22 protein-coding genes, 2 tRNA genes, 3 other RNA genes and 1 pseudogene are annotated in these 20616 nt (G+C 57.2%); 15 read left to right on the forward strand and 13 right to left on the reverse strand.

The genetic code is table 11. The annotated features are described in order from the left end of the window. Positions 1–159: 159 nt before the first annotated feature. Complete coding sequence (locus IT763_RS08965) at positions 160–516, forward strand: helix-turn-helix domain-containing protein (protein ID WP_060444322.1); 357 nt, start codon at positions 160–162, stop codon at positions 514–516. 54 nt (positions 517–570) lie between these two features. On the opposite strand, the gene IT763_RS08970 is transcribed toward IT763_RS08965, so the two are convergent. The 5 genes from IT763_RS08970 to IT763_RS08990 form a co-directional block, all read right to left on the reverse strand. Continuing rightward, positions 571–690: non-coding RNA, RtT sRNA (locus IT763_RS08970), on the reverse strand. A 47-nt stretch (positions 691–737) separates the two neighbouring features. Further along, positions 738–856, reverse strand: a non-coding RNA gene (locus IT763_RS08975) — RtT sRNA. A 47-nt stretch (positions 857–903) separates the two neighbouring features. Next, a tRNA-Ser gene (locus tag IT763_RS08980) sits at positions 904–993 on the reverse strand. 375 nt (positions 994–1368) lie between these two features. Continuing rightward, positions 1369–1489: non-coding RNA, RtT sRNA (locus IT763_RS08985), on the reverse strand. Positions 1490–1534: 45 nt separating this feature from the next. Beyond that, positions 1535–1624 (reverse strand) — tRNA-Ser (locus IT763_RS08990). Between the two features lie 447 nt (positions 1625–2071). Here IT763_RS08990 and IT763_RS08995 point away from each other — a divergent pair. The 6 genes from IT763_RS08995 to IT763_RS09020 all read left to right on the forward strand — a co-directional run bounded on the left by IT763_RS08995 (position 2072) and on the right by IT763_RS09020 (position 8961). After that, a complete protein-coding gene (locus IT763_RS08995; protein ID WP_049202801.1) occupies positions 2072–3538 on the forward strand; it encodes a peptide MFS transporter in 1467 nt (488 codons plus the stop codon). 127 nt (positions 3539–3665) lie between these two features. After that, complete coding sequence (gene ghrA / locus IT763_RS09000; protein ID WP_206195354.1) at positions 3666–4607, forward strand: glyoxylate/hydroxypyruvate reductase GhrA; 942 nt, start codon at positions 3666–3668, stop codon at positions 4605–4607. 90 nt (positions 4608–4697) lie between these two features. Continuing rightward, entirely contained in the window at positions 4698–5435 is a 738-nt protein-coding gene (locus tag IT763_RS09005) for a phosphatase (protein WP_004928821.1), read from the forward strand. Positions 5436–5477: 42 nt separating this feature from the next. Further along, entirely contained in the window at positions 5478–6056 is a 579-nt protein-coding gene (locus IT763_RS09010; protein WP_048322934.1) for a molecular chaperone, read from the forward strand. A 149-nt stretch (positions 6057–6205) separates the two neighbouring features. Further along, positions 6206–6859 carry a tellurite resistance TerB family protein gene (locus IT763_RS09015; protein WP_033641437.1) on the forward strand — a complete coding sequence of 218 codons (654 nt, stop codon included), beginning with the start codon at positions 6206–6208 and terminating at the stop codon, positions 6857–6859. A gap of 68 nt (positions 6860–6927) precedes the next feature. Next, on the forward strand, positions 6928–8961 hold the full coding sequence (locus IT763_RS09020; protein ID WP_206195355.1) for a S9 family peptidase: 2034 nt from the start codon (positions 6928–6930) through the stop codon (positions 8959–8961). Positions 8962–8996: 35 nt separating this feature from the next. On the opposite strand, the gene exoX is transcribed toward IT763_RS09020, so the two are convergent. Next, positions 8997–9665 carry an exodeoxyribonuclease X gene (exoX, locus tag IT763_RS09025; RefSeq protein ID WP_033644251.1) on the reverse strand — a complete coding sequence of 223 codons (669 nt, stop codon included), beginning with the start codon at positions 9663–9665 and terminating at the stop codon, positions 8997–8999. Positions 9666–9691: 26 nt separating this feature from the next. Next, positions 9692–10438: a carbon-nitrogen hydrolase family protein gene (locus IT763_RS09030; protein WP_049300345.1), complete on the reverse strand. Its 747-nt coding sequence runs from the start codon at positions 10436–10438 to the stop codon at positions 9692–9694. A 369-nt stretch (positions 10439–10807) separates the two neighbouring features. On the opposite strand from IT763_RS09030, the gene dksA reads away from it, so the two are divergent. Then, on the forward strand, positions 10808–11233 hold the full coding sequence (gene dksA / locus IT763_RS09035) for an RNA polymerase-binding protein DksA (protein ID WP_004928840.1): 426 nt from the start codon (positions 10808–10810) through the stop codon (positions 11231–11233). 4 nt (positions 11234–11237) lie between these two features. Here the strand turns inward: dksA and IT763_RS09040 are convergent, their stop codons facing one another. Beyond that, positions 11238–12134 carry a LysR family transcriptional regulator gene (locus IT763_RS09040; RefSeq protein WP_206195356.1) on the reverse strand — a complete coding sequence of 299 codons (897 nt, stop codon included), beginning with the start codon at positions 12132–12134 and terminating at the stop codon, positions 11238–11240. A 148-nt stretch (positions 12135–12282) separates the two neighbouring features. Here IT763_RS09040 and IT763_RS09045 point away from each other — a divergent pair, with 148 nt between their 5' ends. Both IT763_RS09045 and pip read left to right on the forward strand, forming a co-directional pair. Further along, positions 12283–12678, forward strand: a complete 396-nt coding sequence (locus tag IT763_RS09045; RefSeq protein WP_097102344.1) for a RidA family protein — start codon at positions 12283–12285, stop codon at positions 12676–12678. A 156-nt stretch (positions 12679–12834) separates the two neighbouring features. After that, positions 12835–13788 (forward strand): prolyl aminopeptidase, encoded by a 954-nt coding sequence (gene pip / locus IT763_RS09050; protein WP_004928848.1) that lies wholly within the window; start codon positions 12835–12837, stop codon positions 13786–13788. Between the two features lie 32 nt (positions 13789–13820). Here the strand turns inward: pip and IT763_RS09055 are convergent, their stop codons facing one another. Further along, a complete protein-coding gene (locus IT763_RS09055; RefSeq protein WP_016928156.1) occupies positions 13821–14051 on the reverse strand; it encodes a DNA polymerase III subunit theta in 231 nt (76 codons plus the stop codon). Between the two features lie 344 nt (positions 14052–14395). Here IT763_RS09055 and ftnA point away from each other — a divergent pair, with 344 nt between their 5' ends. From ftnA to IT763_RS09075, 4 genes are all read left to right on the forward strand, one after another. Then, positions 14396–14914 (forward strand): non-heme ferritin, encoded by a 519-nt coding sequence (ftnA, locus tag IT763_RS09060; RefSeq protein ID WP_015377481.1) that lies wholly within the window; start codon positions 14396–14398, stop codon positions 14912–14914. A 292-nt stretch (positions 14915–15206) separates the two neighbouring features. Next, entirely contained in the window at positions 15207–15623 is a 417-nt protein-coding gene (gene yobA / locus IT763_RS09065) for a CopC domain-containing protein YobA (protein WP_046686875.1), read from the forward strand. A gap of 2 nt (positions 15624–15625) precedes the next feature. Further along, positions 15626–16507: a copper homeostasis membrane protein CopD gene (copD, locus tag IT763_RS09070; RefSeq protein WP_048797011.1), complete on the forward strand. Its 882-nt coding sequence runs from the start codon at positions 15626–15628 to the stop codon at positions 16505–16507. Positions 16508–16576: 69 nt separating this feature from the next. Further along, positions 16577–16918, forward strand: coding sequence for a YebY family protein (locus IT763_RS09075; protein WP_049300694.1), 342 nt, complete (start codon positions 16577–16579; stop codon positions 16916–16918). A 316-nt stretch (positions 16919–17234) separates the two neighbouring features. On the opposite strand, the pseudogene IT763_RS09080 reads toward IT763_RS09075, so the two are convergent. Beyond that, a pseudogene (locus tag IT763_RS09080) lies at positions 17235–18189 on the reverse strand (tyrosine-type recombinase/integrase); the annotation flags it as partial. 53 nt (positions 18190–18242) lie between these two features. On the opposite strand from IT763_RS09080, the gene IT763_RS09085 reads away from it, so the two are divergent. Further along, positions 18243–18641 carry a tail fiber assembly protein gene (locus IT763_RS09085; protein ID WP_206195357.1) on the forward strand — a complete coding sequence of 133 codons (399 nt, stop codon included), beginning with the start codon at positions 18243–18245 and terminating at the stop codon, positions 18639–18641. 25 nt (positions 18642–18666) lie between these two features. Here the strand turns inward: IT763_RS09085 and IT763_RS09090 are convergent, their stop codons facing one another. The 3 genes from IT763_RS09090 to IT763_RS09100 all read right to left on the reverse strand — a co-directional run bounded on the left by IT763_RS09090 (position 18667) and on the right by IT763_RS09100 (position 20602). Further along, positions 18667–19032 carry an AraC family transcriptional regulator gene (locus IT763_RS09090; RefSeq protein WP_072056115.1) on the reverse strand — a complete coding sequence of 122 codons (366 nt, stop codon included), beginning with the start codon at positions 19030–19032 and terminating at the stop codon, positions 18667–18669. 103 nt (positions 19033–19135) lie between these two features. Then, a complete protein-coding gene (locus IT763_RS09095) occupies positions 19136–19942 on the reverse strand; it encodes a helix-turn-helix transcriptional regulator (protein WP_072056116.1) in 807 nt (268 codons plus the stop codon). A gap of 195 nt (positions 19943–20137) precedes the next feature. Continuing rightward, positions 20138–20602, reverse strand: coding sequence for a VOC family protein (locus tag IT763_RS09100; RefSeq protein WP_193842710.1), 465 nt, complete (start codon positions 20600–20602; stop codon positions 20138–20140). Positions 20603–20616: the final 14 nt, after the last annotated feature.

The raw sequence follows: 20616 nt of genomic DNA on the forward strand, positions 1-20616 counted from the left end.
GTGTCACATTAATGTATCAATATCGGTTACATTAATTGGGTGGAGTATAGTGGCGGCTTTCCGATAAATGCAATAATAAAAATTGCATTTAAAGCGAAACTGTTGCAACGTATGTGCATCGGGCAGAGGGTGACCCTGCCGAATGATGGGAGCATCTGCATGAACACTACGGGCTTTATTACCGATTTGAAGGCGTGGATCGACAACAATCTGGAAGAAAAACTGGATATCAACACCGTGGCGGACCGCGCGGGCTATTCCAAATGGCATCTGCAGCGCATGTTCAAACGCCAGACCGGCTACGCGCTGGGGGAGTATATCCGCATGCAAAAACTGAAAGTGTCGGCGGAGCGCCTGGCCAACAGCGGCGAGCCTATCGTCAGCGTGGCGATCTCGCTCGGCTTCGACTCACAGCAGTCGTTCAACCGCAGCTTCAAACGCCAGTTCGGCCAAACGCCGGGCGACTGGCGCCGCGCGCTGGCGCAGCCAACGTCGGTGAGATGCACGCACCACTGAACGGTTGGGCCGTGGGGATAAAAAAGCCTGAATTTGCGTTCGGGCTTTTTTGTATGGCGGTGAGGGAGGGATAGATTCGCTGCGCTCACCCTGCGGGCCGCCGTTGGCGGTCCAAAACGCAAGCGTTTTGTCGAACCCTGTCGAGGGTTCTCACCCTCCCGGTCGGTGCGCGATGCATACAAAAAAGCCTGAACTTACGCTCAGGCTTTCTCGTTAGAATATGGCGGTGAGGGAGGGATAGATTCGCTGCGCTCACCCTGCGGGCCGCCGTTGGCGGTCCAAAACGCGGCGTTTTGTCGAACCCTGTCGAGGATTCTCACCCTCCCGGTCGGTGCGCTATGCATACAAAAAAGCCTGAACTTTCGCTCAGGCTTTCTCGTTAGAATATGGCGGTGAGGGAGGGATTCGAACCCTCGATACACTTTCGCGTATACACACTTTCCAGGCGTGCTCCTTCAGCCACTCGGACACCTCACCATATTTTTTTGTTGCGAAATCATCGCTGCAACGGGGCGCTACTATAGGGAGTGGGGCCGATCCGGTCAAGAATAATTTCTGTGTTTTTGTTCGTCCGCTCAAGCCGTGTTCACTTTGCTGAAAACTGCGGCGAACGGCAGGGCAGAAGTCATGAAAAGGTGGGAAAATCAGAAGTAAGGTTCGCGGATAACCGGTGGAAATGAGAATTACGGGCGCGGGCTGTGGGCTTGATTCGCTGCGCTCACCCTACGGGCCGCCGTTGGCGGTCCAAAACGCAGGCGTTTTGTCGAACCCTGTCGAGGCTTCTCGCCCCTCTCGGCGGTGCGCCATGCAAAAAAAAAGCCTGGACGCGAATCCAGGCTTTCTCTTTGAATTTGGCGGTGAGAGAGGGCTTGATTCGCTGCGCTCACCCTACGGGCCGCCGTTGGCGGTCCCAAACGCAGGCGTTTTGTCGAACCCTGTCGAGGCTTCTCACCCCTCTCGGCGGTGCATCATGCAAAAAAAAAAGCCTGGACGCGAATCCAGGCTTTCTCTTTGAATTTGGCGGTGAGAGAGGGGTTCGAACCCTCGATACACTTTCGCGTATACACACTTTCCAGGCGTGCTCCTTCAGCCACTCAGACACCTCACCGTTTTGTCGTCGATAACGCCTTGCGCTGTCGACGGGCGCTAATGTAGGAGAATCTGATCTCAGCGTCAACCCTCTTATTTCATTCTCATGACTGTTTAGCCAAACTTGCAGCAATTTGCTGATTTACCGAACGATATTCCCACTCGCGGTCGCCAGCGGGCAGGGTAGGCTGCGGCCAGAATTCATGACAGACGATTGTTTGATCTTTTTCTGTTCAAGTGGCTCAATATATCGCCAATGAGATCGGTCTATTTGCTGTTATATGCATTAATACTGGATTATTAGTCAAATGTGTCGCTAAATGGAATTGTGTCGGCGCGGCGTTTTTGGCAAGGAACATCACGACGCCGCGCAGATTGCCGGGAGACAGGCCGGCGATACCGCAGACAGGGACAGACTCATTACATAATAATGCAGTAGAGGTTGGTTTTGACTCCTTCAGATGCCATGCCGGCGCCGCAAGCGCGCCATGCCATTCCCCCCGGTGCGGGGGCGCTGTTCTTCATCCAGATCTTCGCCACGCTGGGCTTCGCCGTGCTTTACTCCACGCTGGTGCTGTACGCCACCAAGCGATTGGGCTTCAACGAAAGCAGCGCCAACGCCATGATGGGCGTGTTCGGCGCCTTCAACTATGGTCTGCACATGTTCGGCGGCTACCTCGGCGGCCGTTTCCTCAGCAACCGCAACCTGTTCGTGCTGGGCATGGTGCTGCAGGTGATCGGCTGCGCGCTGATTGCCGTCGCGGGCGTGTGGGGGCTGTACTGGGGGCTGGCGATGTTCCTGACCGGCAGCGGCCTTAACGTCACCTGCATTAACATGATGCTGACCCAGCGTTTCAAACCGGACGATGACCGGCGCGAATCGGCATTCCTGTGGAACTACGCCGGCATGAACCTTGGGTTCTTCGTTGGCTTTACCGTCGCCGGGTATTTCCAACTGACGGAAAACTATCGCGCGCTGTTCCTGTTCGCCACGCTGGGCAATGCGGCGGCGATCATCGTCGCTGTCTGCCGCTGGCGGATTCTGGCGGATCTCAATACGCCGCTGCACGATGCCAGCCGCAGCCAATACCGTTGGCGCATGCTGGTCGGGCTGGCGGTGCTGGTGGCGCTGGTGCCGATTATCCGCGTGATGCTGACCCACGCCGAGTTCAGCGGCCATTTCGTGATCGTGCTCGGCGCGCTGATCTTCCTGATGCTGTGCGTGGTGACGCTGCGCCACCATCCGCGCGATGAGCGCCGCAGAATGGCGGCCTATCTGATCCTGGCGCTGGGGTCGCTGGTGTTCTGGGCGCTGTATCAGCTGGCGCCGATGGGGCTGATGCTGTTCTCCGAGCACAACATCAACCTGAACGTTTACGGCATTCAGGTGGCGCCGCAGTGGATCCAGAATATCAACACGCTGGTGATCGTGGTGGGCGGCCCGCTGCTGGCCTGGTGGTTCAATCGCCTGCGCGCCCGCGGTTGCAACATCGACATTCCGCTGCAGTTCTCCGGATCGCTGTTCTGCATCGGGCTCGGCATGCTGGTGCTGCCGCTGGGCATCAGCATGGCCGGCGGCGACGGGCTGGTGGCGTTTAAATGGATCGTCATCAGCTATGTGCTGCAAAGCGTCGGTGAATTGATGATCTCGCCGATCGGTTACGCGATGATCGGCAAGCTGGCGCCGCCGCGCTATCAGGGCGTGATGATGGGCTGCTGGATGATGGTGACCGGCGTCGCCTCGGTGCTGGCGGGCTACGTCTCCGGACTGATGCCGGAAAACAGCGGCAGCACGCCGCTGCAAACCAATCCCGGCTATAGCGAAATCTTCAGCGCGCTGGGCTGGGGGGCGACGGGCGTCGGCGTGGCGATGCTGATCCTCATTCCGCTGTTGCGGCGCCTTATCCGGCGCGACGGTCCGTCTGCCGCCTGATTTGGCGAGAATACACAGCAGCCCCACTGGTCGGGGCTGTTTTTATTTTGGGCTTTAACGCTTGCATCCGGCGGCGAATCGCGGAAGGCTGAAGGAAAACCAATAAAAACAAACCGGAGCCCGCAGTATGAACATCATCTATTACCACCCCTTGTTTAACGCTCAGGAATGGCTGGCCGGCATCAAGCAACGCCTGCCGCAGGCCGAGATCCGCGAATGGCAGCGCGGCGACGAGCGGCCGGCCGATTACGCGCTGGTGTGGCGCCCGCCGCACGAGATGCTGGCCAACCGCCGCGATCTGAAAGCGGTGTTCGCCCTCGGCGCCGGCGTCGACGCCATTCTCGATCAGGAGCGCAAACACCCCGGCACACTGCCCGCCGGCGTGCCGCTGCTGCGGCTGGAGGATACCGGCATGGCGCAGCAGATGCAGGAATATGCGCTGAGCTATGTGCTGCGCTATTTCCGCCGTTTCGACGAGTATCAGGCGTTGCAGCAGCGGCAGGAATGGCAGCCGCTCGATCCGCACTCGCTGGATGATTTCACCATCGGCATCCTCGGCGCCGGCGTGCTGGGGCAGAGCGTGGCGCGTAAGCTGACCGAGTTTGGCTTTCGCGTGCGCTGCTGGAGCCGCAGCGCCAAACAGATCGACGGCGTGCAAAGCTTCGCCGGGGAGGCTCAGCGCGCGGCCTTCCTCGACGGCGTCAACCTGCTGATCAACCTGCTGCCCAATACGCCGGAGACCATCGGCATCCTCAACCGCGAGCTGTTCGCACAGTTGAGCGCGGGCGCCTACCTCATCAACATCGCGCGCGGCGCGCACCTGGTGGAAGCCGATCTGCTGGCGGCGTTGGAACAGGGGCAGCTGGCCGCCGCCACGCTGGACGTGTTCGCCCGCGAGCCGCTGCCGCAGGATCATCCGTTCTGGCGTCATCCGCGTGTCACCATTACTCCGCATATTGCTGCCATCACGTTGCCGCAGCAGGCGATGGATCAGATCGCCGCCAACATTCGCGCGCTGGAGGCGGGGCATGCCCCGGCCGGCGTGGTCGACAGGCAACGGGGATACTGATCCTTCAGCCGCCGTTCGGTAACTGATAAGCTGTTATCGTCATCGCGCCTGCCCGTACCTTTGCGGGCGGGCCCTCTGGAAGGAGAAACAATGTACCCCGTTGATTTGCACATGCACACCGTCGCCAGCACCCACGCTTACAGCACGCTGCACGATTACATCGCCGAAGCCCAGCAGAAGGGCATCAAGCTGTTCGCCATCACCGATCACGGCCCGGACATGGCCGATGCGCCGCACTACTGGCACTTTATGAACATGCACGTGTGGCCGCGCCGGGTGAACGGCGTGGGCATCTTGCGCGGCATCGAAGCCAACATCAAAAACCTGCAGGGCGACATCGACTGCACCGGCCCGATGCTGACCGCCACCGACGTGATCATCGCCGGTTTCCACGAGCCGGTGTTTGCGCCGCAGGATAAAGCGTCCAATACTGAAGCGATGATCGCCGCGATGGCGCAGGGGGACGTGCATATCATCAGCCACCCCGGCAACCCGCGTTACCCGATCGACATTCCCGCCGTCGCGGCGGCCGCCGCCAAATACGAAGTGGCGCTGGAGCTGAATAACTCGTCGTTCACCCACTCCCGCAAGGGCAGCGAGGCCAACTGCCGGGCGATCGCCGCCGCGGTGCGCGACGCCGGCGGCTGGCTGGCGCTGGGTTCGGATTCGCACGTCGCTTTTTCACTGGGTAATTTCGAGCACTGCGAGCGCATCATCGAAGAGGTGGGCTTCCCACAAGAGCGCATTCTTAACGTCAGCCCGCGCCGGTTGCTGGATTTTCTCGAGCGGCGCGGCAAGCCGGCGATTGCGGAATTGGCCGATTTGTGACATCGTCCCGGCAAAATTTTCCGTATTGAATAAGGCTTTATCATGAATGAGTTTTCGATTGTCTGCCGCGTGCTGGGTACGCTGTTCTACCGCCAGCCGCAGGATCCGCTGCTGGTGCCGCTGTTTGCGCTGATTAAAGAGGGCAAGCTGCAGCAGCACTGGCCGCTGGAGCAGGATGACCTGCTGAAGCGCCTGCAGCAGGGCTGCGACGTCAACCAGCTGGCGACCGACTTCAACGCGATGTTCGTCGGCAGCGAGTGCAGCGTGTCGCCGTTCCGCTCCGACTACGTCGAAGGCGCCAGCGAAGCGGAAGTGCGCGCCTTCCTGCAGCAGCGCGGCATGCCGCTGGCGGAGGCGCCGGCCGACCATTTCGGCCAACTGCTGCTGGCGGCCTCCTGGCTGGAAGATCAGTCGCAGGAAGATGAAGCGCAGGCGCAGATCGCGCTGTTCGACGAGTTTCTGCTGCCGTGGTGCGGCCGCTTCCTCGGTAAAGTGGAAGCGCACGCCACCACCGGTTTCTACCGCACGCTGGCGCTGATGACCCGCGACGCCATCCAGGCGATGCGCGACGAGCTTGCGGAGTACGAGCAGGACGACGAAGCGGGCGACGAAGACGCGTAACGCCGCAGGCATCCAGGCGGGCCGCCCGGCCCGCTAAACACAGGTTTGCATCCCCCAGACGTAAATTGACAAAAGATCCCCTAATCTGGCGGTTTACCGTCGGTTCGGCCGCACCTGCGCGCCGCGTTTTCTCACGCAAGGGGTAGATGATGAAAAGTAACTGGATGCAGCAGATTCAAACGTTGATCGGGCAGAAGGCCGGTGCGATGGGCGGGGCGGAAGGCATCGGCAAACTGCTGGCGCCCACGGCGCTGGGCGGCCTGGTCGGCGTGCTGTTGGCCAACAAATCTTCGCGCAAGCTGGTGGGCAAATTCGGCAAGAATGCGCTGATTATCGGCGGCAGCGCGGCGGTGGGCGCGGTACTGTGGAACAAGTATAAGCAGCGGGTGAAAGAGACCCATCAGGACGAACCGCAGTTCGGTTTGCAAACCACGCCGGTGGATCTGCGCGCCAAGCGTTTGGTGCAGGCGCTGGTGTTCGCCGCCAAGAGCGACGGCCATATCGATGCCGACGAGCAGCGCGCCATCGATCACAGTCTGTCGCAGCTGCAGGTGGGGGAAGAGGCGCAAGGCTGGGTGCAGGAAGCGCTCGATCAGCCGCTCAACCCGGCATTGATCGCCCGCAGCGTGCAAAACGAAGACGAGGCGCTGGAGGTTTACTACCTGAGTTGTCTGGTGATCGACGTCGATCACTTTATGGAGCGCGGCTACCTCGATGCGCTGGCGCAGGCGCTGAAGATTCCGGCGGACGTCAAGCAGGGCATCGAGAGCGACGTCAACGAGAAAAAGCGCGAGCTGGCGTAGCGCCGCTTGGCAAGCCGGGGGGAATCGTGTCACTCTTGCCGCAATCTATGTAAGCGGATGATTTAGCAATGATGACCCCACCGAAAGCGGAAAAACGCCCTTATCCCATCACCATCCACGGCGATACGCGCGTGGATGACTACTACTGGCTGCGCGACGATGAGCGCGCGGACCGCCAGGTGCTTGACTACCTGCAGGCGGAGAACGCCTACACCGATGCGATGCTGAAGCCGCAGCAGGCGCTGCGCGAAACCCTGTACGAAGAGATGGTGGCGCGCATTCCGCAGCAGGAACATTCGGTGCCTTACGTGCGCCATGGCTATCGCTATCAGACGCGCTACGAGCCGGGCAACGAATACGCGATTTCCGTGCGCCAGCCGCAGGCCGAGAGTGAGCACTGGGAGGTGCTTATCGACGGCAACCAGCGCGCCGAGAACCACGAGTTTTATACCCTGGGCGGGCTGGACGTCAGCCCCGACAACCAGCGGCTGGGGGTGGCGGAGGATTTCCTGTCGCGCCGTCAGTATGACATTCGCTTCAAGAACCTGGCCGACGGCAGTTGGGCGGAGGAAGTGTTGGAAAACACCTCCGGCAGCTTCGAGTGGGCCAACGACTCCTCGACGGTGTACTACGTGCGCAAGCACGCCAAGACGCTGTTGCCGTATCAGGTCTATCGCCACGTGGTGGGCAGCGATCCGCAGCAGGATGAGCTGATTTACGAAGAGCTGGACGATACCTTTTACGTCGGGCTGGAGAAGACCACCTCCGAGCGTTTTATCCTGATCCACCTGAGCAGCACCACCACCTCGGAGATCCTGCTGCTGGACGCCGATCGTGCGGACGCCAAGCCGCAGCTGTTCGTGCCGCGCCGCAAGGATCACGAGTACGCCATCGATCACTATCACCAGCATTTCTACATCCGCTCCAACAAGGACGGCAAGAACTTCGGCCTGTACCAAAGCGAGCAGGCGGACGAAGCGCGGTGGCAGACGCTGATCGCCCCGCGTGCCGACGTGATGCTGGAGGGCTTCAGCCTGTTCCGCGATTGGTTGGTGGTGGAAGAGCGCAATGCCGGCCTGACGCTGCTGCGCCAGATCCACTGGCAGACGGGCGAAGAGAAGCGCATCGCCTTCGACGATCCGACCTACACCACCTGGCTGGCGTATAACCCGGATCCGGAAACCGCGCTGCTGCGCTACGGCTATTCGTCGATGACCACCCCGACCACGCTGTACGAGCTGAACATGGACAGCGGTGAGCGGACGATGCTCAAACAGCAGGAAGTGAAGAACTTCACGCCGGAAAACTACCGCAGCGAGCGGGTGTGGGTGAAGGCGCGCGACGGCGTCGAGGTGCCGGTCTCGCTGGTGTATCGCCAGGACAGCTTCCAGCGCGGCGCCAACCCGCTGATGGTGTACGGCTACGGCTCTTACGGCAGCAGCATGGATCCGGCGTTCAGCGCCAGCCGCCTGAGCCTGCTGGATCGCGGTGTCGTGTTCGCGCTGGCGCACATTCGCGGCGGCGGTGAGCTGGGGCAGCTGTGGTATGAAGACGGCAAACTGTTCAACAAGCAGAACACCTTCAACGATTTTATCGACGTGACCGAAACGCTGATCGCCCAGGGGTACGGCGACGGCAAGCGGGTGTTCGCCATGGGCGGCAGCGCCGGCGGCCTGCTGATGGGCGCGGTGATCAACCAGGCGCCGCAGCTGTTCCACGGCGTGGTGGCGCAGGTGCCGTTCGTCGACGTGGTGACCACCATGCTGGACGAGTCGATCCCGCTGACCACCGGCGAATACGACGAGTGGGGCAACCCGAACGAGCAGGCCTATTACGACTACATCAAGCAGTACAGCCCGTACGATCAGGTGAAGGCGCAGGCATACCCGCATCTGCTGGTGACCACCGGCCTGCACGATTCGCAGGTGCAGTATTGGGAGCCGGCCAAATGGGTGGCCAAGCTGCGCGAGCTGAAAACCGACGATCGGCAGCTGCTGCTGTATACCGACATGGATGCCGGCCACGGCGGCAAATCCGGCCGTTTCAAGGCCTATGAGGATATTGCGCTGGAGTACGCCTTCATTCTGGCGCTGGCGGAGTAACGGCGAACAGTGGGCGGCCTGCGCCGCCCGCTGTGCTAGCCAATCAGATAGTATTTCAGCGTGTGTTTCATGTCCGGGCTCAGATCGTCGATGGATTTCAGCATCCAGCGCAGATAGCCTGGATCTTCCTGGGCGATGCGATCGATTTCCTGCCCGCGATACTTGCCGAATTTGAACTTCTTCAGCAGCACCGGCTGTTCGGTGATCTGCACCATTTGCTCCGGCGTCCAGCCCGAATCCTTGATGATGCGTTGCAGCAGCGCGGCGGTGACGTAGCAGTCGTACAGCGCGCGGTGCGGGTACAGCGTGGCGTCTGCCGGCAGCTGCACGTCCAGGTTCAGCGCGTAGCGCAGATACTGGTTGCCGTACTTGATGTCCGGATACAGCGTGCGCGCCAGCTTGAGGGTGCAGATCCAGGCGCCGTTCATCTCCGGCAACACCCCGCGATCAAAGGCGGCGTTGTGCGCCACATAGTAGGGGCTGCCCTGATAGCGGCCGATCGCCACCGCAATGCGCGGTTTGCCTTCCACCATCTGTTCGGTGATGTGATGAATCGCCATCGCGTCGAGGCTGATGGGGCGGTCCGGGCTGATCAGATCGCTCATCGGATTGGTTAACTGGCCGTCGAGCAGATCGAGGGAGGCCACTTCCACCACGCCGCCGTCCAGCCCGCAGGTTTCGGTATCTATTACGCGTAACGTCATGCTTTCCTCCGCGTTGCCGTCAGGCTTCAGCTTAACCGGCACAGGCGGCCGTGCCAACCGTCGGAAGTCTTGCCGGCGATGATCAGCCCAGGAGCGTCATCCGGCGCGGCAACCAAAAGCGCTCCCGTTTCATCCCAGATGGCGCTGCGGCCCGCCGGGATCCAGCCGCCGGTCGGCGCCGCATGGTTGGCCATCAGCGTGACCATGCCATAACGCCGGGCGTAGTCTGCCAGCGCGGCGCTGTCTTTCGCGTAACCGGCTTCAGATACCAGCACGCCGGCGGCATAAATCTGCGCGCCCGCCCGTGCGGCGGCGCTCGCGTGGCCGGGCTCCGAAGTATCGGCGCAGATGGCCAGCGCGATGCGTTGCTGCTGTATTTCCAGCAGCGTGCCGCCCTCACCGGGCGAGAAGAATTGCTGTTCCGCGCCGTGCAGATGCTGTTTGGTATAGACGGCCACCGTGCCGTTGGGGTGAAAGATCAAGGCGGCGATATGCAGCGCCTGGCCACTGTGTAAAGGCGCGCCGACGATGATCGTCATCTGCCGCGATTGCGCCGCTGCACTGAGCGGTTGCAGGCGGGGATCGCCCAGCGTCAGCGCCAGTTCGGCAGCATTGGCCAACTCATAGCCGCTTAGCGACAGTTCGGGAAACACCAGCAGTTGCGCCTGCTGTTCGGCTGCCTGCGCGATAAATTCCAGGTGACGTTCAAGGTTGCTGGCGATATCGGCCGCAGCGGCGGGGTATTGGGCGGCGGCGAGGGTAAAGCAGGGCATTGGCCATCTCTCCTGTGAGGCAATAAAAAACCCGCCTTGGCGGGTTTAATGACGGATGGAAGGACGCTTACTCACCAGACGGATGCGCTTTTTTGGCGCGTTTCTCCGCACGTTTCTCAGCTGGGGTTTTCAACGGCTTCTTCTTCGCATTTTTTTTGCTATCCATTCCCTTACTCATGATGGCCTCTCGTTACCTATGATTGGGTGGCTTGCTCAGCCATTAACCGCCTAAAGCCGGCAGGATGCAAGCGATAAAGTGCGAATTGCATTTAACCGGCTGTTTACACATGAGATTTTGTTTTAGGATGACCGGGTGATAAAAATAATTATTATGTTATAATATTACACTTTCAATGTTCGGAGAACGCAATGACTGTGATGGCATTACCGGATGCGCAGCAACTGCTGGCCATGCCGGATTCTGATTATATGAACTCGGTTCAACGGGCGTTTTTCCGTCAGTTGCTGCAGGATGAGCGGCAAAAGCTGCTGCTGCACATCGATGAGCTGAAAAAAGAGATCGACGGCGGCGAAGCGACGGGCGATGAGGCCGACAAGGCGGCGCGCGAAGAGGATTTGCGCTTGCTGTTCCGCCAGCTGGATCGCGAAAGCCGCCTGTTGCCGAAAATCGATGCGGCGCTGGCGCGCTTGCAGAACGGCGAATACGGCTACTGCCGGGAAACCGGCGAACCCATCGGGCTGGCGCGCCTGCTGCTGCGCCCGACGGCGGAACTGAGCATCGAGGCGAAAACCGCACAGGAGATGCGCGAGCCGCATATGCGTAAAGGCGGGTAAGGTCTCAGCCGCCGAGCGTATCCACCAACAGATCGAGAAAGCGCCTGACGCGGGGTTCCAGCAGGCGCTTATTCGGATAGAGCGCCACAATCCTGACTTCTTCACCCGCCACGGCGCGCAACACCTGCCGCAGACGGCCGGCGGCCAAATCTTCCGCAATCATAAACTCCGGCAGATACGCGATGCCCAACCCGGATAGAGCGGCGTCGCGTAACGCTTCCCCACTGTCCAGCCGCAGGCGGCCGCGAACCGGGGCCTTGACCCATTCGCCGCGCTCGTCGCGCAGCCGCCAGGGCTGTTTTTGGTTGCGGCTGCTGAACAGCAGAGCCTCGTGCCCGGCGAGCGACTCGACGGTTTGCGGTTCGCCACGGGCGGCGAGGTAGGCGGGGGAGGCGCACAGCAGGGCGCGATACCTGGCGAGGGTTCTGGACACCAGCCGGGTATCCGGCGCCGTGACGCCAATCCGCACCGCCAAATCAAATCCTTCTTCCACGATATCCGCCAGGCGATCGGAAAAACTGATCTCCACCTGCACCTCAGGCCAGGCGACGTGAAATTTCGGCACCAGCGGCAACAGGATCCGTCTGCCGAAGGCGGCGGGAGCGGTCAACCGCAGCACCCCGCGCGCGGTGCCTTTGTCGCCGGCCACGCTGGCCTCGGCGTCGTCGACCGAAGCGAGGATCTGCAGACCGCGCCGATAAAACTCTCGCCCCTCGTCGGTCAGGCCAAGCGAACGCGTGGTGCGATGCAACAGCCGCACGCTCAGCCGCTGCTCCAGACGCGCGATGGCCTTGCCCGCCGCCGAGCGCGATAGCCCCATCGTCTGTCCGCCGGCGACAAAACTGCCGGCGTCGACGACGGCCATGAAAACCTGAATGTCATTGAGATTCGCCCGCAGCATGTCGCCCCCCGAGAGCCGGTGATAAGATAATTAATTTAACATATTCAATGGATTAAATGCATAGTCAATGTCGTTTCAGTGACGACATTCATTCGCCAATCAAACGATTATAGTCGTCATGGAAACGATAAACGGTTGGAGAAGCAGCATGAGAAACGGCATCACGCACTACCATCACGGGGTCATTTGGGAAGAGGAGAATGGCGTGTCCCAAGGCGTTCGCGTCAAAGACACCCTCTACATTTCGGGGCAGTTTTCCCATGATATGCAGGGTGAGTTTATCGGCGCGGGCGATATTGAACGGCAAACCCAACAGACGTTGGACAACCTGGATCGGGTATTGGCGGGATTCGGCGCCGAACGTTCGAACCTGGCGTATGTGGAGATCTACCTGACCGACGTACAGGCGCACGTTGAACCGTGCATTGCGTTGTTCAAGCGCTATGTCGGCGATCACCGGCCCGCCGGTTCGCTGATCGGCGTCACCGGGCTGGCTTCGCCCGAGCAGTTGGTGGAGATCAGCGCGATCGCGCACCTTAACTGATCGGGCCTGTGGGTATTTTACAGGCAGGTCGTTGTGATTTTGAGCAAACGCGCGCCGAGTTCTCGGCGCGCGTTCGAGTTTTCGGGTTTTACCGTTGACCTGCCGGGCGGCTTCCGCTTTGATGAAAGCATGACTCACAGAGAGACGGAAAGCGCCATGGAACAATTACGAGGTTTGTACCCGCCGTTAGCGGCATACGACAGCGGTTGGCTGGATACTGGGGATGGCCACCGGATCTACTGGGAGCTGAGCGGTAACCCGAACGGTAAACCGGCGGTATTCATTCACGGCGGGCCGGGCGGCGGCATCTCCCCGCATCATCGTCAGCTGTTCGATCCCGAACGCTACAAGGTGCTGCTGTTCGATCAGCGCGGTTGCGGCCGCTCCCGTCCGCATGCCAGCCTGGACAACAACACCACCTGGCATTTGGTGGCCGATATCGAGCGGCTGCGCGAAATGGCCGGCGTCGAGCAGTGGCTGGTGTTCGGCGGTTCCTGGGGATCGACGCTGGCGCTCGCCTATGCGCAGACCCACCCGGAGCGCGTCAGTGAAATGGTGCTGCGCGGCATCTTCACCCTGCGCAAGCAGGAGCTGCATTGGTATTACCAGGACGGCGCTTCGCGCTTCTTCCCGGAAAAATGGGAGCGCGTGCTGTCCATCCTCTCGGATGACGAGCGTAAAGACGTGATCGCCGCCTACCGGCAGCGGCTGACCTCGGCCGATCCGCAGGTGCAGCTTGAAGCGGCCAAGCTGTGGAGCGTGTGGGAAGGGGAGACGGTCACGCTGCTGCCGAGCCGCGAATCCGCTTCGTTCGGCGAGGATGATTTCGCGCTGGCGTTCGCCCGCATTGAAAACCACTACTTCACCCATCTGGGCTTCCTGGAAAGCGACGACCAACTGCTGCGCAACGTGCCGCTGATCCGCCATATTCCGGCGGTGATCGTCCACGGCCGTTATGACATGGCCTGCCAGGTGCAGAACGCCTGGGACCTGGCCAAGGCCTGGCCGGAGGCGGAGCTGCATATCGTGGAAGGGGCGGGGCATTCGTATGATGAGCCGGGCATTTTGCACCAGCTGATGATCGCCACCGACCGGTTTGCCGGCAAATGACGCAAAAAAACCCGCCGTAACGGCGGGTTTTTCTATTTAGCCTTCGGCTCGTACGGCAGGCGCGAAAACTTGTGGGATTCCGCGCGGTAGTGCGCCACGCGCTCACGAAAATAGTCGCGCAGTGCTTCCGGTTGCTCGCGCTCCACCACTTCCGGGATCACCGGCATGTTGTAGCGCTCTTTGTACGCCACGCCTGAGGCGGCGAGATCCACATTCACCCTGTCCATCTCTTCTTTGGACAGCTCGGCCAGATTGTAACCCACGCTATGCTCCTTACTTACTTTGCCGCATTGAATCTGCGCAGAAGGTAATCCACCCGGCGGCGCTTGGCAAGCCCATTACGCCGTTGTCGGGAGCGATATTTATCCAGCAGTAATGCAATCTATTTATGCTTTTAAATAAGAATGATTCGCTTTTTGATTAAAATAAAAGATGAAAATAATTATCATGTAAATTCGCAATGTGAATGCAATATTTTAATTTGTTGATATTTATGGTTTTTATAATTAATGTTTGCTTGGTGTAAATAAGGTGTTTTTATTTTTACGGCAGCAGGGCATAATGCGCGGAAATTAAATTCATGACCTGCAAAATAAAAGGAATCATTATGCTGACGCAAGAAATGACTCAAAAGCTGAATGAGCAACTGAATCTGGAGTTCTACTCCGCCAACCTGTATCTGCAGATGAGCGCATGGTGCAGCGATAAAGGCTTTGAAGGCGCCGCCGCATTTCTTAAGGAGCATTCTCAGGAAGAGATGCAGCATATGCAACGTTTGTTCGACTATCTGAGCGACACCGGCTCTCTGCCGCTGCTGGGCACCATCGCCGCGCCGCCGGTAGCGTTCGAATCGCTGGCGGACGTGTTCCAGCAGACCTACGAACACGAACAGCTGATCACTCGTCAGATCAACGAACTGGCGCACGCCGCCATGACCGCACACGATTACTCCACCTTCAACTTCCTGCAGTGGTACGTGGCGGAGCAGCATGAAGAAGAGAAACTGTTCAAATCCGTGCTGGACAAGCTGGCGCTGGTGGGCACCAGCGGCAAGGGCCTGTTCTTCATCGACAAAGATCTGAAGAAAATGGGCGCGATGGGCCAGGGCGGCAACGACCAGGCCTGATCTGCATCAGAACATCGAAAAAACCGCGCGCGGGCGAGCCTGACGCGCGGTTTTTTTTACCCTGCGTTTATCGCGGTTATGCGGCGATACGTGCTGCCGGATCGCAAAATGCCAGTGATGCGCTCGACTTGCCGCAGCGTGGTCGTTATGATTTACCGCGATACGCTACAGGGATGGTAGAGTCAAAACAGCGGGTTAGCCGATACAACCCGTTTTTCTGTTTACCCGTGGCGCAATCATTGCGGTGGGTTGGGGCCGCTGATACATCGCCTTGGCTGTGGCCTTAACCCTTATGACCCTCTTTATATTGTTAAGGGATACCACTGTGATCGGTAAAATTCGTTCCTCCTGTCGCCTGCTTTCCACCGTTTTCGTTCTGTTCGTCGGCCTGTCTTCGCAGCAAGCGCTGGCGCACGCCCACCTGAAAGTGGAAACGCCGAAGGCCGACGCCAGCGTCAGCCCGGCGCCGAAGGCGCTGACCCTCAGCTTCTCCGAAGGCATCGAACCAAACTTCAGCGGCGTGAAAATCACCGGCCCGGACAACGCCGTGGTGAAAACCGGCAAGCTGCAGCTCGATCCGAACAACAACACCCAGGTCAACGTGCCGATTGAAGGCGAGCTGAGCGCGGGTAAATACAACGTCAGCTGGCATGTGGTTTCGGTCGACGGGCATAAAACCAAAGGCCAGTACAGCTTCACCGTAAACTGATCGTGACTCTGGCGACCCTGTTCGTTCTGTGTCGCTTGGTGCACTTTGCGGCGGTGATGCTGATGTTCGGCATCAGTCTGTTCACCGCCTTATTGTCACCGCAGCGCCTCTCCCCGATCCTCTCCCGCGATGTGCGTCCGCTGCTGCTTGCCGGCACCTGGATTGCCGGGCTTTCCGCCGTGGCGCTGCTGGCCATTCAGGCCGGGCAGATGGGCGACGGTTGGGAAGACGCCTGGCGGCTGGAGGTCTGGTGGGCGGTGCTCGGCACCACCTTCGGCGAAGTGTGGCGCTGGCATCTGGGCCTGTCGCTGCTGGCGATCCTGAGCCTGCTGCTGCCGGAACGGCCGCGCGCACAGGCGTTGGCGCTGTGCTCGGCGCTGCTGCTGGTGAGCCTGGCGTTTATCGGCCACGCGGCGATGCATGAAGGCGCGTTGGGCGCGCTGCACCGCGCCAACCATGCGGTGCACCTGCTGGCCGCCGGTTACTGGTTCGGCAGCCTGGCGCCGCTGCTGGTTTGCCTGCGTTACCTGCCTCCGCCGCAGTGGCGCAGCGACGCCATCACCACGCTGATCCGTTTCTCGCGCTGGGGGCACCTGGCGGTGGCGGCGGTGATCGTCACCGGCATCGTCAACAGCCTGATCATTCTCGGCGGTTGGCCGCTCAACCTCGGCTCGCCTTATCAGCGCCTGCTGCTGATCAAAACCGCGCTGGTGGCGCTGATGGTGATGGTGGCGCTGGCCAATCGCTACGCCATCGTGCCGGCGATGAGCCGCGTACCGGCGCTGGCGCAGCGCGGCGTGGTGCTGGCCTGCTGGCTCGAAGTCGGGTTGGGGATGGCGGTGCTGCTGCTGGTCAGTTTATTTGCAACCTATGCGCCGGTATGACATTTCAGCTTGCCGCAACCGGGCAAGCTGCGGGAAAATCGGCGCGAATAGCAACCTTAAGGCCATCACATGAAATCGGTATTACTCGGCATTACGCTGCTGGCAACCGCGACCGGCGCGCTGGCGGCAGACAAACTGGTGAACATCACCAAACTGGAGTACGGCAAACAGTGGGCGTTCACCAAGGAAGAAGTGACGCTGCAGTGCCGCAGCGGCGGCGCGCTGTTTGTGCTGAATAACAGCACCCTGATGCAATATCCGCTCAACGACGCGGCGGAGCAGCAGGTGAAGAAGGGCCATCAGCGCGCGCAGCCGCTGGAGGTGATCCTGCTGGACGACCCTGCCGAACCGGGGAAAAAAATGAGCATGGCGCCGTTTATTGAGCGCGCCAAGAAGCTGTGCGCTGACTAACCGCTTGTTTGCCAACGCCTTGCCCAGCGTGCGCAGATTGATGCGCATTTGCCGCATAGTTATTTCGTCACGAAACTATCACGCAGCCGCCGGGCGGCTGGCAAAACTGGCGCGGTAGGCTACTCTTAAAGTGCACGGCTGAACAAGCCCTGCATTAAATGCCAACTTTTAGCGCACGGCTCTCTCCCAAGAGCCATTTCCCTAGACCGAATATAGGAATCGTATTCGGTCTTTTTTTGAGTTGTTGATTTTAAAGGGTTTATTTTCGTTTGTCCGAAAATGTCCGAAATATGTCCGAATTTTGATATTCGGTCTTTTACAGCATCACGTACTCTTTCCCCCTTGTTTTGAGATATTTCAGCGTCATCATTTCCGTTGTATGTCCCAGCAGCTTTTGAGCAAATGCCTTGTCGTTCTGCTTTTCGTACAGGCGGCCGGACAGGCTTCGGATCTCGTGGAACGTCGGCGGGCTTTCCTGAAATTCCAAACCTGATGCTTTCCGCGCGGCGACAAATTTTTTCGTTAGCCCGTCGGGATGGATCGAACCATCTGGGCTATTTTTCCTGATGCCGGCGCTGATCATGAAGTCTGTCGTGCTGACCAATCGGCATCGGTCGATAACGGTGCCAAGCCGCAGGCCCATACATTTCAGTTCAAGATCAAGGGGGAGAGAGAGCAAAGCCCTCCGTCTTGCCTTGTTCAACCTGCAGGCGTCCGTCAACGATATGGCTAAAGCGCATTTGTGTCAGATCCTCGCGGCGTTGGCCGGAGACCAGAGCAAGATCCATCGCCAGGCAGCACCACGGCGGCATTGTCTCCGCGGCCTCTCGAATCGGCCCGTATTGCTTCAGTTCCAGACGTTCGCGCATCACGACAGCTTTCGCCGCGCGGGTAGGGGTCACAGGGTTGTTTTCGATGTGACCTTCCACGATCGCCTCGCGGAAAATATCAGACAGCACCGATCGCATGGTTGCGGCCATTGTCTTTTTGTTCTGGGCGATCCAAAACTCGAGAAATTCGGCGATGTGGCGTGTCGTGATTTTTGTCAGCACCATGTCGCCCAGGCGTTCCCGGATAATGGCAATTTGGCCGGCGCGCACTTTGTATGTGTTCTCGGCCAGTTCTCGCCGCTTGAATAGGACATCGTAGCGATCGAGCCAGGCGTTTAGCGTGTATTCGTGGCTGCCCTTGATTTTCTCCAGGAGCAGAACGGGAGAGTAATTTTGTTCGATATAGTGGTTGGCTTCAATCGCCTGGGCGATAACGGCTCGAAAATCTGGTGGAATACCGTTGAAGCGAACTTAGTCCAGACACGCTGAAGGTCATGTATGACGAGAATGGTATTATCGTCTGTAAATCAAAAGACGTCACAGCAATTTTCCCTCCTGGTTTATCAGTAGCAGAGGTGGCCATTTGTGAGATGCCTGATGATGCTTGTAATGACACTAATTGGATATATAGAGATGGTAAAGTAGTCAAGAGAGTCTATACCGCCGAAGAGAAACGACAGAAAATCGAAGATGAGAAGTCACTTCGGATCGACCGTGTTAACCAGGTTACACAATCATTGCATACAAAACTAATGCTGGGAATGTGCATCATCGAGGAGAAAGATAGTTTGAAAAAATGGATGCACTATGTCAATCAGATAAATGGCATTGACTCCAATATGGAGCCTCGAGAAATTAGATGGCCAGAATCTCCTGAAAAAATCACTAGGTGAAGTCTTATCTAGGAGTGTTATTTTATTATGATTTTTTGATTTTTATAGTGGCTGATTTTTCATTTCTTGCCTTCCTACGATAGTCAGAAGGTGAAAGTCCGTATATTTTAATGAAGGTTTTTGTAAACTGAGAAAGGGAGCGGTATCCATATGTGGCAGCGATTTCTGAAATTTTAGAGTTTGTTTTTGACAATTTTTTCTCTGCATCTGAAAATTGCACTGCTCTAATGTATGAGTAGATTGTTTCACCTGTTAACTTTCTGAAAACAGACTCCATATATCGTCTGGAATATCCTGACTTTTCAATCACGCTATTAATGGATAGTGGTTTTTCTCTATTGTCAAAAACCCATTTCTTTAGGCAGGAGACAGTTTTGTTATGTCTTTTCATGATGTCTACGTGTAATTATGGCATAAATTAAGCCATTAATCCTTGCTCGAATTTGAAAAGTTTTACTATTGGTCTAGTGAGATTGGATTAAATCAAAGATATCTTATCGACACCGAGTGGCAATACTACCTGGGGTTCTACCGGTTACTCGGTGAAACATTGCTATAAAAGACGATGCACTACTATAACCAACCGAATAGGCAACGATTTCTACTTTTTCGCCTTTTTCTAGAAGATCTATTGCTTTTACAACACGCAAACGCTGCCGCCAATCGCCAAGTGACATTCCTAATAATTGATGGCTGCGTCGATTTAATGTCCGAACAGTATATCCTAATTTTTCAGCTAGCTCATTTAGAGGGATTTCCACCGACGGGCACTTTTCGATTTCAGCAATAACTTTACTGAGCAACGGATCGCTGGTATAGGGAAGGAAAGTACTTTGGCGAGGGGCTGCACATAACTGATCGCTAAGCACTTGTAATATACGCATGCTTTTATCATCAATAGGTGCTGTCAACGGGTTGTCCTTAAGGTGCTCTAGAATCGAAATAGTAAATTCATTTATTTTCAACGTACAAGGAAAAGTTGGCAGCTCTTCGCACAGCTCTGGCATTAAATAAAAAGAGCAATGTGTTGCTTCATTTCTGTTAAGGCCAACATGAGTTAGCTTCGGTGGTAACCAGATTCCGAAATGTGGCGGGGCTGTGAGATGCTCATTCTTGATTTTGACTTCCATTATACCACTGTATGAATATACGAACTCACCCCAAGGATGAGAGTGTACAGGATAAGTGGCATCTGCTGGCATTGTCCCTACTCTGAACCATGCAGGAGCAGGTAGTGAGGTCGTGAAAGGAGGAGCTATCAACTTCTTTTTCTGAAGTTCTTGGGGAATAATAGTTGTCATTTCATCGTCACCTACTGCAAGCTTGGAAAGACAACATCCCGGCACTTGAGAACGGGATGTTGATATATCAAGGTGTCAACATAACCTTAAATAAAGATATAATATATTAATCGCACTAGGTCAATGTATACAGATTCATAATTAAACCTTCAGCAAGGTAAAGTTGGAGGCAAGTATTGTGGGGCACTCAAAGCATTAGCTATTTGCTACAGGTTTAATTGCGCGTACTTGTAGTATTACCCCTGCTCGTGCGCTTGTGTCAAAATAAGTAAATCCACTATGATCTGGCAATCTTCCGCGGATTAAGTTTGTTAAGCCAAGGCTATGAGCTTGTTTCTCTGCATCATCAACAGCATCTACAGTAAAGCCTAAATGGAAAACACCCTCACCATTCTTTTCCAAAAAATGACGCTGTTCAGTATCCCCCAAAGATGGTTGGCAAAGTTGGATTTGAATATCACCTATATTAGTATAGCAATATTTGTTTTGCATAAAATCATCAACATTGCTAACTTCCAGGTTATCTCTGAATCGTTCTAATGACGGGAAATCATTCCAAGGGCCAATTCCTATAGACTCATAGAACTTTACTGATTCATCCATATCATTAACAACGATACAAATATGGTGTAGCTTATTAAATACGCTATGCTTTTTCATTGTGTGATCCAAGA

It is taken from the genome of Serratia sp. CMO1 (assembly GCF_015689115.1).
In the GTDB taxonomy this organism is placed as follows: Bacteria; Pseudomonadota; Gammaproteobacteria; order Enterobacterales; family Enterobacteriaceae; genus Serratia; species Serratia marcescens.

What these genes read in the sequence shown, in the direction of transcription:
- IT763_RS08965 (WP_060444322.1), top strand. Translation starts at nt 160, where the DNA reads ATGAACACTACGGGCTTTATTACCGATTTGAAGGCGTGGATCGACAAC.
- IT763_RS08995 (WP_049202801.1), top strand. Translation starts at nt 2,072, where the DNA reads ATGCCGGCGCCGCAAGCGCGCCATGCCATTCCCCCCGGTGCGGGGGCG.
- ghrA (WP_206195354.1), top strand. Translation starts at nt 3,666, where the DNA reads ATGAACATCATCTATTACCACCCCTTGTTTAACGCTCAGGAATGGCTG.
- IT763_RS09005 (WP_004928821.1), top strand. Translation starts at nt 4,698, where the DNA reads ATGTACCCCGTTGATTTGCACATGCACACCGTCGCCAGCACCCACGCT.
- IT763_RS09010 (WP_048322934.1), top strand. Translation starts at nt 5,478, where the DNA reads ATGAATGAGTTTTCGATTGTCTGCCGCGTGCTGGGTACGCTGTTCTAC.
- IT763_RS09015 (WP_033641437.1), top strand. Translation starts at nt 6,206, where the DNA reads ATGAAAAGTAACTGGATGCAGCAGATTCAAACGTTGATCGGGCAGAAG.
- IT763_RS09020 (WP_206195355.1), top strand. Translation starts at nt 6,928, where the DNA reads ATGATGACCCCACCGAAAGCGGAAAAACGCCCTTATCCCATCACCATC.
- exoX (WP_033644251.1), bottom strand. Translation starts at nt 9,665, where the DNA reads ATGACGTTACGCGTAATAGATACCGAAACCTGCGGGCTGGACGGCGGC.
- IT763_RS09030 (WP_049300345.1), bottom strand. Translation starts at nt 10,438, where the DNA reads ATGCCCTGCTTTACCCTCGCCGCCGCCCAATACCCCGCCGCTGCGGCC.
- dksA (WP_004928840.1), top strand. Translation starts at nt 10,808, where the DNA reads ATGACTGTGATGGCATTACCGGATGCGCAGCAACTGCTGGCCATGCCG.
- IT763_RS09040 (WP_206195356.1), bottom strand. Translation starts at nt 12,134, where the DNA reads ATGCTGCGGGCGAATCTCAATGACATTCAGGTTTTCATGGCCGTCGTC.
- IT763_RS09045 (WP_097102344.1), top strand. Translation starts at nt 12,283, where the DNA reads ATGAGAAACGGCATCACGCACTACCATCACGGGGTCATTTGGGAAGAG.
- pip (WP_004928848.1), top strand. Translation starts at nt 12,835, where the DNA reads ATGGAACAATTACGAGGTTTGTACCCGCCGTTAGCGGCATACGACAGC.
- ftnA (WP_015377481.1), top strand. Translation starts at nt 14,396, where the DNA reads ATGCTGACGCAAGAAATGACTCAAAAGCTGAATGAGCAACTGAATCTG.
- yobA (WP_046686875.1), top strand. Translation starts at nt 15,207, where the DNA reads ATGACCCTCTTTATATTGTTAAGGGATACCACTGTGATCGGTAAAATT.
- IT763_RS09075 (WP_049300694.1), top strand. Translation starts at nt 16,577, where the DNA reads ATGAAATCGGTATTACTCGGCATTACGCTGCTGGCAACCGCGACCGGC.
- IT763_RS09085 (WP_206195357.1), top strand. Translation starts at nt 18,243, where the DNA reads ATGTATGACGAGAATGGTATTATCGTCTGTAAATCAAAAGACGTCACA.
- IT763_RS09090 (WP_072056115.1), bottom strand. Translation starts at nt 19,032, where the DNA reads ATGAAAAGACATAACAAAACTGTCTCCTGCCTAAAGAAATGGGTTTTT.
- IT763_RS09095 (WP_072056116.1), bottom strand. Translation starts at nt 19,942, where the DNA reads ATGACAACTATTATTCCCCAAGAACTTCAGAAAAAGAAGTTGATAGCT.
- IT763_RS09100 (WP_193842710.1), bottom strand. Translation starts at nt 20,602, where the DNA reads ATGAAAAAGCATAGCGTATTTAATAAGCTACACCATATTTGTATCGTT.